Source organism: Pseudoalteromonas sp. SG43-7, from assembly GCF_014164295.1.
In the GTDB taxonomy this organism is placed as follows: Bacteria; Pseudomonadota; Gammaproteobacteria; order Enterobacterales; family Alteromonadaceae; genus Pseudoalteromonas; species Pseudoalteromonas rhizosphaerae.
In genome coordinates this window covers 24,942-37,048 of sequence record NZ_JACJEY010000029.1, presented here as the reverse complement: position 1 = coordinate 37,048, position 12,107 = coordinate 24,942, and the positions used below count along the sequence as shown (strand labels likewise).

Below are 12,107 nucleotides of genomic sequence, written 5' to 3'. Positions count from 1 at the left end.
ATCTGTTAAATTTAACTTATTTCAAGTCTAACATAGACCCTGTTTAACCCCAATGCAGATGCGCTAAAGCACTTGTGCCTTAGCCACCCATCTTCATATCCAATATTGGTGTCAATATATTTCCTTCGCGCCCTAAACGCGTGTGATAAACCTGACGATATGCAAATACATTTTTTACGTACTCCCGAGTTTCACGATACGGGATAAGCTCAATCCATAATTCAGCAGGCATGGCTTCATCTGGTAGCCACTTTCTGATTCTATGGTAACCGGCGTTATACGAGGCTGTAGCTAGTATTTCGTTGCCATGGTTTTTCTTTTTTAAGTATTCTAAATACTCTGTACCTAAACGTATATTGGTCTTAGGTTGACTTAAACGGTTTCCTGAAACAGTACTTTTATTTACATACTTTGCTGTACTTGGTAATAGCTGCATTAAGCCACGCGCATTAGCATGAGAACGTGCATCAGGTGCAAAAGAGCTTTCACGGCGCGAAATAGCAATGCTCCAAGTAACATCTATATGATTACGTTTACTATAACGTTCAAATAAATCTTGAAAAGCAAATGGGAAACGTAACTCTACATAATCCCATGCCTTAATTTGCGCTAAAGTATAAATAGTACTGTCGTACCAATCTAATTCTGCTGCGAGTTTTGAAGCCGCGAGCTTTTCTTCATCGCTAGAAGTGCTTGTTAAATAATTCCATTCGCGACGAGCAGAAGTAAACCGCTCAAGTTCATACATCGCTTTAGCACGTTTAAAACCAGGGGCATTAGCCACCTCATGCATTAATTTGTCGCTCACTAACAATGGTTGATTATTGAGCTCAATAGGTAAACCCAACCGCGCAGCAGCCAAAAATCCATAATAATCACGCTCTTTTGCGACTATTTGCCAAATAGCTTTAGCACGCTGTGTATCACCTCGTTGTTCTAAACTATACGCTAACCAATATTGCTGACCCAGACTAAGATTTTCTTTACCTGTAAAAAACGCCACAATGCCCGACCAATCTTGGGTTTTTAGCATATTGCCTAACTGCCATTGCATTAATTTACGATCTTGGCGATCTTTGGGCACTTTACTCAACCAAAAACGCGCCTCAGGGTGGCCACTTGATGCCAGCGCTAAAGCAAAACTATAGTAAACATCAGCCTTTTGCTCGTCAGAATAGTTAAACATTTTGTCTAACTTTTCCCATGCCTTAAGCGCCAAGGTTTTATCTCGCCAAATTAAGCGTTTAATTCCATAGTGTGCAATTTCACTTTCTTTAACTGTTTTATGCTTATAGCGGTACATTCCTGCTACTGCACTGGGATCACTGCGAACTTTTCGGTAAAAGTCAGCCAAGTATTGCTCATTTTTCGGTAATAAGGTTTTTAAGTATGGCAGTAAGCTTTGCGAGCCACCTTGTGCCGATAACGTAATGCGTTGCCATATTTGCTCTTGGCTCATATAACCTTTTTTACGCCAAACATTAAATAGTGAATCGCATTCTTCTGGCTGTGATTTCCCGACAGTCCATAAATTTGTTACTTGACTCATTATCGCTTGTTCCGGCGCCCCTAAATCAAGCTGATACTGCAGGTAAGTGCAAGTCAGCTCACTATTTGTAGTCTCGCGATAATTATTAATAAAAGCAGCTTTGCGGTTTTGCTTTTGTAAATTCTGCAGCCATGCTTTGCGCACCGGCCACTCTAAAGGCGTACTTTGATAAATAGTTAAATAACGCTCTATTTCAGATTGATGCTCAATATCAGGATGGCGCTGCCAATAGAGTTGCTCTACATAAGGCTTTAATGGATGGTCTAGCTGTGCAACGACTTCCTTAAACTCTTGATAACTAGCATATTTGACTTTTTTTTCAGCATCTAAAAATGCGTCATGCTCCGTATTAGCGTAGGCAGAAAATAAAGGAAATAATAATGCTGCTGCCGTTACACTTAAAAATTGTTTTTTCATGATGACCTTAAATATTCAAAGGTAAATAAAAGACAAACACTTCGCCTACACCTTAGCACCAAACAAGCTATATTTTAACCAGTAGTAAGACACCACAGTAAATTTTTCGTTGCATTTTTAATTTAAAGCAAGCACACTGATTGAAATGCAAACTCATCGTACCAGTCTTAGTTCACTAACTAGGGAGAATAATAATGTTATATAAAAGCGATTCCTTTGAAGTTGCTTTCATCAAGGATAATATCGCCGAGTTCAAATTTTGTGTTGCAGGTTCTGTAAACACTTTGTCTCAGCAAACCTTGAAAGATTGCGCCTCTGCATTAAAAGAATTAGCCGCAAACAGTGATATCAAAGGCATGATTTTTACCAGTGATAAAGAACACTTTATTATTGGCGCCGATATTTTCGAATTTTTACCTACCTTTACTAAACCAGAAGCTGAATTAGTAACGTGGATCAAAGATGCCACTGATGTTTTTGACGCGCTAGAAGATTTACCATTCCCAACTTTAAGCGCTATAAATGGCTTAGCACTTGGTGGTGGTTGTGAGTGGGTACTCGCTACCGATTATCGTGTTGCTAGCACTGATGCTAAAATTGGCCTACCAGAAGTAAAACTTGGCATCATGCCTGGATTTGGCGGCACAGTTCGCTTACCACGCATTGTTGGTGCTGATAATGCGATGCTTTGGATCACCTCTGGTGCCGAAAACCGCGCAGCTGATGCTTTAAAAGTAGGTGCTGTTGACGCAGTAGTTAGTACTGACAAACTTATAGAGTCAGGAATTTCAACACTTGAATTGGCAATCTCTGGAAAACTAGATTGGCAAGCTAAGCGACAAGTAAAATTACAACCACTTAAATTGAACCGTGTTGAGCAAGGTATGAGCTTTGCAATGGCTGAAGGTATGGTTATGGGTAAAACCAAAGGCCACTATCCTGCTCCTATTATGGCAGTTCGCACTATTAAAGCAGCAGCAAACTGTGAACGCGCCGAAGCAATGGCAATTGAAAATGCCAACTTTGCTAAATTAGCACGCACCCCAGAAGCGGCAGCCCAAACGGGTATTTTCTTAGCAGATCAATACATCAAGGGGAAAGCGCGCAAGCAAGCTAAAACCAGTGATGTAGTAATTAAACAAGCTGCAGTACTTGGTGCTGGCATTATGGGTGGCGGTATCGCTTACCAGTCAGCTTATAAAGGAACACCTATTATAATGAAAGACATCCAACAGGATGCGCTTGATTTAGGTATGGGTGAAGCATCTAAGCTATTAGGTCAAAAAGTTCAACGCGGCCATATGGCGATGGACAAAATGGTAGCAACGTTAGGTAAAATCAAACCAACTCTTAATGATAGCGATTTACAAAGCGCTGATATCATTGTTGAAGCAGTTGTTGAAAATCCTAAAGTTAAACAAGCCGTTTTAGCAGGTCTTGAAAAAGACATGCCTGCAGGCACTATCTTAACGTCTAACACATCAACTATTCGTATTGATGAATTAGCCACGGCTCTTGAAAAACCTGAAAATTTCTGTGGTATGCACTTCTTTAACCCAGTGCCAAAAATGCCACTAGTAGAAATTATTCGCGGTGAGAAAACCTCAGAGCAAACTATTAACGCCGTTGTTGATTACGCCTTAAAGTTAGGTAAATCACCTATCGTTGTTAACGATTGCCCAGGATTCTTTGTAAACCGTGTATTATTCCCATACTTTGCCGGCTTTAGTAAGTTAGTTATTGAAGGCGCTGATTTTGCCAAAGTAGATAAAGTAATGGAAAACGTATTTGGCTGGCCTATGGGTCCTGCATACTTACTTGATGTTGTTGGTATTGATACGGCTTACCACTGTACTGGCGTGATGGCAGATGGTTTCCCTGAGCGCATGTCACGTGCCGAAAAAGATCCGGTAACAATATTCGCTAACGAAAAGCGTTTTGGTCAAAAGAACAAAGCGGGTTTCTACCAGTATGCTCCGGATCGTCGCGGTCGCTTGAAAAAAGCTCAAGATCCACAAGCCGTTGAGCTACTTAGTTCAATCACTGATGCACCGAAAGAGTTTGATAAACAAGAAATTATCGACCGTTGTATGATACCAATGATCAACGAAGTGCTACTGTGTTTACAAGAAAACATTGTTGCTTCTCCACAAGAAGCTGATATGGCACTTATTTATGGTATTGGTTTCCCTCCATTTAGAGGCGGCGCGTTCCGTTACTTAGATCAAACTGGACTAGCTAACTTTGTTGCAACAGCTGACAAATACGCTCATCTAGGTGCGATTTACCAAGTATCTGAACAAACTCGCAAATGGGCTGAAGAAGGCCGTATTTTCTATAAGGTGGAAGGATAAGACCATGAATACTCCAGTAATTGTAGATTGTATCCGCACGCCAATGGGCCGTTCAAAAAACGGTGTATTTAAACATAAGCGTGCCGAAGATTTAAGCGCCCACTTAATGAAGGGCTTACTTGATCGCAACCCAGCCGTTGATCCAGCATCGATTGACGATATCTATTGGGGTTGTGTACAACAAACTTTAGAGCAAGGTTTTAACGTTGCTCGTAATGCCGCATTACTTGCCGGCATTCCTCACACAGTGCCAGCGGTAACAGTAAACCGCTTATGTGGATCATCAATGCAAGCATTACACGATGCTGCTCGCGCAATCATGACTGGCGCTGGTGATACCTACATCATTGGTGGTGTTGAGCACATGGGTCATGTGCCAATGACCCACGGTAACGACTTTCACCCAGGCTTAGCAACTTCAATTGCACAAGCATCTGGCTCAATGGGCTTAACCGCAGAGTACCTTGCAACTATTCACGGTATTACCCGTGAGCAGCAAGACCAATTTGCATACCGCTCACATCAACGAGCTCATGCAGCAACGGTTGAAGGACGTTTCCGCCGCGAAATCCTCGCAATGGAAGGTCATGACGCAGATGGTTCACTGATTTTAGTTGAAGATGACGAAGTAATTCGTCCAGAAACAACTGTAGAAGGCTTATCACAGCTTCGCCCAGTATTTAACCCTGCATCTGGCTCAGTCACTGCCGGTACGTCTTCAGCTCTTTCTGACGGCGCATCTGCTATGTTAGTAATGAGCGAAGAAAAAGCCAAAGCTCTAGGCTTACCAATTCGTGCACGTGTTAAAGCCATGGCGGTTGCAGGTTGCGATCCATCAATCATGGGTTACGGCCCAGTACCAGCAAGTAAAAAAGCATTAGCACAAGCCGGTATCACTATTGATGATATCGATGTTGCCGAGCTTAACGAAGCATTCGCAGCACAATCACTACCAGTATTAAAAGACCTAGGTCTTGCTGATGTAGTTGATGAAAAAGTGAATTTAAACGGCGGCGCTATCGCTCTGGGTCATCCTTTGGGTTGTTCTGGTTCACGTATTAGCACCTCGTTAATCCACTTGATGGAAGATAAAAATGCACGCTATGGTTTAGCCACTATGTGTATTGGTTTAGGCCAAGGCATCGCAACGGTATTTGAACGTGTGCAAGATTAATAAAATGTATTAAGTAATACCTTGGTGATAAAAAGCCGCGTCGATTTATAAATCGACGCGGCTTTTTTATAATTAATTTTTTGCAGCTAAGTTATGTCGCTTTATAAGCACAAGTGAAGTGACTTTATTTATCAGGCTGAGGTCGTTAAACTAGCAGCCTTAAACTAATCGTTAAGCGCTAAATAAACAGTAAAGGTTATGCAATGAGTTTTGAGAATCCCGATCACCAATTAGATGCCATTGGCCTACGCTGTCCGGAGCCTGTAATGATGATCAGAAGCGCGGTACGTAAAATGGAAAATGGCGAAACTTTATTAATTATTGCCGACGACCCATCCACCACCCGTGATATCCCCAGTTTCTGCCGCTTTATGGATCACACATTGTTAGAAAAGGAAGTGGATGCAGTACCGTATCGATATTTAGTGAAAAAAGGGCTATAAATCAATAATTAACCATAATTAAAACATTCATTAATCCCAGTAAAAGTTTATTTTCAGCTGCCACTGAAACTCTGTTGCATGTTTATAACCAAATCGTATATCGAAATCTTGATTGATAGGCACTGATAGCTCGATGTTAGTTGCAATACCGCTTAACTGTTGGTGATAAAACTTCTCAATTGATGTTCTTAGTTTTAAATTAGAAGTTACAGTCGTTAAAAATCCTAGCTCTATTGAAGTATCCAGCCATTGTTGGGTGCTTTGTAATTCACCAGCATAACCATTAATCATACCGTACACTAGCGACTGATTAGCATTTAATAACCATGACTTTCCAACTCCTGCCATGGCAAATGTACTTGAGCAACTAAAGCACTGGCTGCGATTTCTTTCATAACCTACATTTATCTGCCATGCCCAACCGCCTTCATTTGGCCACTGGCTATAGGCTGGGTTAAATGATTCTAGATCTAAAAGATGTAATTTTTCTAGATATAACTGCGAATCAAATAAAGCAACTTCAACATCCAACATCTCTAAATTAGAGTAAGGAACTCTGGCAATATCAGAAGCTAATGAATCAAAATAACTCAATCTGAAACCTAAATTTAGGCTTTGTTCATTTTTATACACAGTTGAAGAAATAGATATATTTGAGGGTTTCTGAGCTGAATGCGGTGCATGTTTATCATAATTAATAAAAGAGGTTTCTTTACCTGGAGGTAGGACTAAACGAGCTTTAATAAGAGCTTTTTTTAACTTTTCAATGTGTTCAACATCATATTTTTTTATTTGTTGCAACTGAACAAACTCAAAAAGAGTTTCAATAATTCGTTTTTTAGTTACCACATCTAGATTTGTAAATGTCGGCTCAAAAAGTATATTTTGCGAATGATAAATAGCTAAAGCCAGCTTGGAGTCTTTCGCTGAAAGATTGTTTTCATATTGATGAAAAACACTACTTCTTGAAGGAGTAAACTCAATCTGTTTTACTAGCTTTTCGTTATTATATTGAGCACTATTTAAGCGAGAAAAAATAGTCGCAGGAATAACCCAAGGCGAAAGCTCATTCGTTAACTGCTCCCCTATAATTAATTCAACAACCCTTGCGATATGAAATGCACAGTTTTCATCCGCAAAATAGTAAGAATACTTAGCCCCCATAATTTCCCATAAATGATTAGTTAAAAAGAGGACGTCTTCTTGGCTAAAGTTAAGCTTATATTCCCATATATCTCTCAGCTCTATTTCACCATAGTTATGTTGATGACGGTAAAATAGTTGATCTGAAAAACCGGCCTCGTAACCGCCAAATAACCCTTTCGTAATATAGACCAAACCGTTTTCATTATCAGGAACTAGTGCGCCATAATTTAAGCTGTAATCTAGTAACTTATTGTGCTCTGGCGTTGATCTATTTAGCTTTAAAAGCATATGACCATAAAGCGAAGCCGGATTACTCATATACCCTGAAGCAAAGACTAAACTTACAGAGTGAATCGGTTGTTTATCTCTCCACTCTATAAGTTCGGTGCATTCAACCTTTGGCTCTGAGAATTCAAGCCCTTGTGATAGTAACCACTGATATCTAGCAGGATATTTGCATTGCATTTGTGCGTCTTTATTAAATGCATCAATCGTTGCTTTTAACTCGGATGAAGGGTTATTTTTGCCATTTTTTGAGATAAAAAATGAATCACTCTCAATATAACTTTGAGGAGCTGATGCGTTTTTATAATGCCCTAATTTCAACCAGGTTGGATGCTCGGAAAGTGAGCTAGATGAATAAGATGAAAACGTAGCAAACAGTGCTAGTGCTGGTAAGTATTTGATTGTAGTCATAAGTATGAGTAGGTGCTGACACCTACTCTATTAACAGTTAAATAACAGGGCAAGTAGCTGCAAACTGTGTTGTCACTTTGCTTTCAACAATTGCATATAAGGCTTGAGGGTCTTGAGCAGGTTTAGTCGCAAAATCGCTACGGATAGCCTTTACAATTTGACCATGAGAACTAGCGTCACAACCACGCACATTTAACATTGCAGTAACATACTCACCTTCACCTTCAGCAATTTCTTGCTCAAGTACAGGGAATGTTTGTTGAATAAATAGAGCTGTTTTTGCACCTGCGCCTTCACAGCTACCAACAGATGATATATTTGAAGATACTGCTGTAGTACCTAAATCCCAAATAATATTTGAAATTGCTGCTGCGGTTCCATTCTCTGGGAATATCATTGCGCCGATACCACAATCCTGCCAAGGGTTAACGCCCTCTTTAGCCTGTAATGGAGCAGCTATAAAAGCCCCCGCTAAAACAACTGCTGTTACTGTAGTTTTTAACATCTGTAATCCTATTTTAATTTTTTTTATTCATATAAACGAGCAGAGTATAGTGATATCGAGCTCTTTATAGATTTAAAAGAAGTTTTGATATAATACTCAAAAATGATTGACTACGATTAACGCAAAAAATCAATAACAATATTAACAGGATGTAATTACTTTTGTAAATATAATCAGTGTACTCAAACCTAAATCTCTACTCTCACTTCTTTGTTATTGTTACTTTTGGCTGATCGTTATTATGATAATCGATACTAACGATGTAGCTGCCTTTAATTGCAGGAGTGAAGCTAAAGTAATTATAGGTAGTATTGCAATCTGCTTTGACGCTTTGCCCTAACGTCAGAGATTGACCGGTTGGATCTTGTTCACTGAATCCGCAATTATAACCTGCGCTCCAATCCATATCGGCAATTTTAAATTCATACACTTTACCCGGTGTTGAAAACTTTACTTGTGCTTGATAAAGCGCAGGCGCGACTTGAGTAAATTCATATTGCTTTTCTGCATCCCATAAATTGAAGTCGCCGCGGAGGTACATTGTACGGTCAAGTTCTTGGCCTGGCAGTACATCGCTAAGATCTGGCATTTGTATTTGGCTCGAACAAGCACTCAATAAAGTAACTAGAGCCACTGTTAATATACGTTTCATAGGTATTCCCTCTAATACTAAAAAGCCAGCATAGCTGCTGGCTTTTTAAGCGAAGCTGAATTTATTTCTGTAATACAGAAATATCAGCAATATCTAAAAATAGACCACTCAGTTGACTTAGTAATGCTAAACGGTTTTGCTTAACGGCTTCATCGTCTGCCATTACCATCACGTTGTCGAAGAAGTTATCAACACTTTCACGAATACCAGCAAGCTGGGCAAGCGCTTCTTGATAGTCGCCAGCGGCGTATAACGGCGCTAATTCATTGGCAAACTTAGCAACTTGTGCCGCTAATGCCTTTTCGGCATCATCGTTTAATAAGCTCTCGTCAACAGTGCCTTGCGTTGTAATATCATTTTTAGCCAGAATATTACTTACCCGTTTATTAGCTGCTGCAAGCGCTTCTGCGGCGTCTAATGTACGGAAGTGACTAACCGCTTTAACACGACGGTCAAAATCAACAGGCTTAGTTGGGCGACGCACTAGTACTGCTTGAATAACGTCTACTTCAATGCCTTCGTCTTGATACCAAGCGCGGAAGCGCCCTAGCATAAATTCAAATACATCGGCTGATACATTTAAGTTAGTTAGCTTATCGCCAAACAGGGTTTGTGATTTTGCGACTAGATCTAAAATATCAAGTGGTAGTTCTTTTTCTACCATGATACGCAGCGCACCAATGGCTGCACGACGAAGCGCAAACGGATCTTTATCACCTTTTGGTGCTTGGCCAATACCAAAAATACCTACTAGTGTATCGAACTTATCGGCAATCGCTACCGCGCAGCTAATTAAGTTTGTAGGTAAATTATCACCGGCAAAACGCGGCATGTATTGCTCGTTTTGGGCAATGGCAACATCTTCGGCTTCACCGTCATGGCGTGCATAGTGCATCCCCATCACACCTTGTACGTCAGTAAACTCCATCACCATTTCGGTCATTAGATCGGTTTTACTTAATAAACCAGCACGCTTAGCAAGTGTTTTATCGGCACCTAATTGCTCAGCAATGTAACCAGCAAGTTCACTAATACGCTCTGACTTATCTTTAAGCGTACCCAATTGCTGTTGGAACAATACGCTATTAAGTGATTCTAAACGGCTTTCAAGAGTTTTCTTTTTATCTGTTTCAAAGAAGAACTGCGCATCAGCTAAACGCGGGCGCACTACTTTCTCGTTACCAGCAATAACTACGCTTGGGTTTTTACTTTCGATGTTTGAAACAAACAAAAACTTATTAAGTAGCTTGCCGTCTTGATCAAGTAATGGGAAGTATTTTTGATCGTCTTTCATAGTGTAGATCAGCGCTTCGGCTGGTACATCTAAAAACGCTTCTTCAAATGTTGCAGTAAGAGTTACTGGCCATTCAACCAATGAAGTTACTTCTTCAAGTAAATCTTCATCCATAGCTACTACTGCATTAACGGCTGTTGCTGCAGCTTCGATTTGGCTACGAATTTGTGCTTTACGCTGCTGGTAATCAGCAACAACATGTGCAGACTTAAGCACCTCAAAAACATCATCAGCGTGTTTGATTGTGATTTTTTCTGGATGATGAAAACGATGGCCTTGCAGTTGGTTACCCACTGCTTTACCAAGGACTTCGCCTTCAATTAGCTGATCGCCAAACAAAATAGTTGCGGTATGAACAGGACGAATAAATTGTGTTTTATTCGCCCCCCAACGCATTGGTTTAGGAATCGGAAGTTTAGCTAACGCTTTATTTACCGCATCAGCCATCAAGGCTGTGGTTTCTTTGCCTGCTACTTTAGCAATGTGTAACAACCATGCACCTTTATCGGTCTCGAGTGTTTGCGCTTCACTTACTTCAATACCACAACCACGAGCCCAACCCATTGCAGCTTTGGTCGGCTTGCCATCGGCATCAAATGCAGCCTTCGTTGCAGGGCCACGTTTTTCTACTTCTTTGTCTTGTTGCTGAGCTTCAAGTGCTGTTACTTGTAAACCTAAACGACGAGGAGATGCATACCAGCTTACGCCTTGGTGATTAAGCTCTAGGCTCTCAAGCTCTGCAGTTAGATTTGCAGCAAATGCTTCGGCAAGTTTACGCAATGATTTTGGTGGCAACTCTTCGGTGCCAATTTCTACTAATAAATTTTGTGCTGACATGCTTACTTATCCTTACACAACGGGAAACCAAGCGCTTCGCGTTTGTCATAATAACTTTGTGCACACGCTTTAGATAATGCACGAACGCGCAAGATATAACGCTGGCGCTCTGTCACCGAAATAGCATGACGTGCATCCAATAAGTTAAATGCGTGTGATGCTTTCATTACTTGCTCATAAGCAGGTAATGGTAAGCTTGCTTCAATTAGCTTTTGGCTCTCAGCTTCGCATTTATCAAACTGGGCAAATAAATCGTCAACATTTGCATGCTCAAAGTTATAAGTTGATTGCTCAACTTCGTTCTGATGGAATACATCACCGTAAGTAACACGGCCCATTGGGCCATCAGCCCATACTAGATCGTAGATGCTATCTACGCCTTGAATGTACATAGCTAAACGCTCAAGACCATAAGTGATCTCACCAGTAACAGGAGAGCACTCTAAGCCCCCTACTTGTTGGAAGTAGGTAAACTGGGTTACTTCCATACCGTTTAACCAGATCTCCCAACCAAGACCCCATGCGCCTAGCGTAGGTGATTCCCAGTTGTCTTCAACGAAGCGTACTTCGTCAGTAAGGGTATCAATGCCAACAGCCGCTAATGAGCCTAAATATAGCTCCTGGATGTTATCTGGTGATGGTTTTAATACGACTTGGAACTGGTAGTAATGTTGCAGGCGATTTGGATTCTCACCATAACGGCCATCGGTAGGACGACGACATGGTTGCACATACGCGCTCGACATTGGTTCAGGACCAATAGACTTTAAAAATGTTTGCGGATGAAATGTGCCTGCACCAACTTCCATATCAAGTGGCTGAATAATGACACAGCCTTGCTGTGCCCAGTAATCCTGTAAAGCCAGGATCAAACCTTGAAAGGTTTTAACGTCATATTTTTGCATATTTGGCTTTTAGTATCTGCTGTGATGTAGCGTGAAAATTACCTTCAGTATACCTTGTGCGTAGTCATGTTTTAAGCAGTTTGTGCAATTGAGAAAATAAAAAAGGAGCCTAAGGCTCCTTTTTTGTAATTACTA

Annotated in this window: 9 protein-coding genes; 3 read left to right on the top strand and 6 right to left on the bottom strand. The window is 40.7% G+C overall.

Features of this window, described 5'->3' with window-relative positions:
* Nucleotides 1–79: 79 nt before the first annotated feature.
* Nucleotides 80–1,966 carry a transglycosylase SLT domain-containing protein gene (locus H5200_RS14015; protein WP_182761698.1) on the bottom strand — a complete coding sequence of 629 codons (1,887 nt, stop codon included), beginning with the start codon at nucleotides 1,964–1,966 and terminating at the stop codon, nucleotides 80–82.
* Between the two features lie 194 nt (nucleotides 1,967–2,160).
* Between H5200_RS14015 and fadB the strand changes: the two genes are divergently transcribed.
* The 3 genes from fadB (at nucleotide 2,161) to tusA (ending at nucleotide 5,937) form a co-directional block, all read left to right on the top strand.
* Nucleotides 2,161–4,320: a fatty acid oxidation complex subunit alpha FadB gene (gene fadB / locus H5200_RS14010; protein WP_182761697.1), complete on the top strand. Its 2,160-nt coding sequence runs from the start codon at nucleotides 2,161–2,163 to the stop codon at nucleotides 4,318–4,320.
* 4 nt (nucleotides 4,321–4,324) lie between these two features.
* Nucleotides 4,325–5,494 carry an acetyl-CoA C-acyltransferase FadA gene (gene fadA, locus H5200_RS14005; protein WP_149983177.1) on the top strand — a complete coding sequence of 390 codons (1,170 nt, stop codon included), beginning with the start codon at nucleotides 4,325–4,327 and terminating at the stop codon, nucleotides 5,492–5,494.
* Between the two features lie 203 nt (nucleotides 5,495–5,697).
* Nucleotides 5,698–5,937, top strand: a complete 240-nt coding sequence (gene tusA, locus H5200_RS14000) for a sulfurtransferase TusA (RefSeq protein ID WP_182718508.1) — start codon at nucleotides 5,698–5,700, stop codon at nucleotides 5,935–5,937.
* Between the two features lie 30 nt (nucleotides 5,938–5,967).
* On the opposite strand, the gene H5200_RS13995 is transcribed toward tusA, so the two are convergent.
* The 5 genes from H5200_RS13995 to glyQ form a co-directional block, all read right to left on the bottom strand.
* Nucleotides 5,968–7,689, bottom strand: a complete 1,722-nt coding sequence (locus H5200_RS13995; protein ID WP_259399217.1) for a DUF4105 domain-containing protein — start codon at nucleotides 7,687–7,689, stop codon at nucleotides 5,968–5,970.
* Between the two features lie 127 nt (nucleotides 7,690–7,816).
* On the bottom strand, nucleotides 7,817–8,284 hold the full coding sequence (locus tag H5200_RS13990; protein ID WP_182761695.1) for a DUF3015 family protein: 468 nt from the start codon (nucleotides 8,282–8,284) through the stop codon (nucleotides 7,817–7,819).
* 202 nt (nucleotides 8,285–8,486) lie between these two features.
* Nucleotides 8,487–8,936, bottom strand: a complete 450-nt coding sequence (locus H5200_RS13985; RefSeq protein ID WP_182718510.1) for a hypothetical protein — start codon at nucleotides 8,934–8,936, stop codon at nucleotides 8,487–8,489.
* Nucleotides 8,937–8,997: 61 nt separating this feature from the next.
* On the bottom strand, nucleotides 8,998–11,067 hold the full coding sequence (gene glyS, locus H5200_RS13980) for a glycine--tRNA ligase subunit beta (protein WP_182761694.1): 2,070 nt from the start codon (nucleotides 11,065–11,067) through the stop codon (nucleotides 8,998–9,000).
* Between the two features lie 2 nt (nucleotides 11,068–11,069).
* Nucleotides 11,070–11,972 carry a glycine--tRNA ligase subunit alpha gene (gene glyQ / locus H5200_RS13975; RefSeq protein WP_145241722.1) on the bottom strand — a complete coding sequence of 301 codons (903 nt, stop codon included), beginning with the start codon at nucleotides 11,970–11,972 and terminating at the stop codon, nucleotides 11,070–11,072.
* Between the last annotated feature and the right edge of the window lie 135 nt (nucleotides 11,973–12,107).

Excerpts from the sequence above, each read along its gene's own strand:
- fadB (WP_182761697.1), top strand. The coding sequence starts at position 2,161 with ATGTTATATAAAAGCGATTCCTTTGAAGTTGCTTTCATCAAGGATAAT.
- glyQ (WP_145241722.1), bottom strand. The coding sequence starts at position 11,972 with ATGCAAAAATATGACGTTAAAACCTTTCAAGGTTTGATCCTGGCTTTA.
- glyS (WP_182761694.1), bottom strand. The coding sequence starts at position 11,067 with ATGTCAGCACAAAATTTATTAGTAGAAATTGGCACCGAAGAGTTGCCA.
- H5200_RS14015 (WP_182761698.1), bottom strand. The coding sequence starts at position 1,966 with ATGAAAAAACAATTTTTAAGTGTAACGGCAGCAGCATTATTATTTCCT.
- tusA (WP_182718508.1), top strand. The coding sequence starts at position 5,698 with ATGAGTTTTGAGAATCCCGATCACCAATTAGATGCCATTGGCCTACGC.
- H5200_RS13990 (WP_182761695.1), bottom strand. The coding sequence starts at position 8,284 with ATGTTAAAAACTACAGTAACAGCAGTTGTTTTAGCGGGGGCTTTTATA.
- H5200_RS13985 (WP_182718510.1), bottom strand. The coding sequence starts at position 8,936 with ATGAAACGTATATTAACAGTGGCTCTAGTTACTTTATTGAGTGCTTGT.
- fadA (WP_149983177.1), top strand. The coding sequence starts at position 4,325 with ATGAATACTCCAGTAATTGTAGATTGTATCCGCACGCCAATGGGCCGT.